We start from the raw sequence: 528 nt of genomic DNA, 5'->3' as shown, positions 1-528 counted from the left end.
AGGTATGCTTGTCATGAGTAAGTATAATTTCGGCATAATCCAGCATTTGAAACAACTCCGATAATGAATCGAACGATAAAAGAGCGCTAAGCAAAAAATCTCGTTCTCCCATATAGTAAGCGCGCAGCACATTTCCTGCTTCTTCTTGCTTGTCCGCTATTTGCTGTTCTTGTATGAGCAGCTGCTTCTCCGTGTCCGTCATCGTCAGCATGAGCTGCTGCTTCTGTTCTTGTATGCGGATGATTTCTTTATCGATTTCCACGACAGACAAGCTTTTCTCAAGCAGTGCATGCATATCCGCCTCATCAGCCGGCAGAGGCTCAGCCCAAGCGGGAAGCCGAAACAGGAACAAAAAGATGAGTAGCATCGAAGTGGCTGCGATAGAAAATCGATTGCGCCTGGCTGGCAATGTCAACGGCATCGTCCCTCCTCAGCATTCATTTTATGCGGCAATCCATTCTATTATATCTTACAATTGGAAAAGGATGAACCTTATGATGATGGAAAACGAGCTCGCAGCCTCAATTG

At 45.6% G+C, this 528-nt stretch carries 1 protein-coding gene; it reads right to left on the bottom strand.

The annotated features are described in order from the left end of the window. Positions 1 to 367: coiled-coil domain-containing protein (locus AC1DSE_RS36235; RefSeq protein ID WP_477529245.1), on the bottom strand; the 367-nt coding region annotated here is incomplete at its 3' end. Between the last annotated feature and the right edge of the window lie 161 nt (positions 368 to 528).

It is taken from the genome of Paenibacillus sp. 01L418 (genome assembly GCF_056400045.1).
Note: the sequence above shows the minus strand (reverse complement) of the source record. Positions and strands in the feature narration are given on the sequence as shown.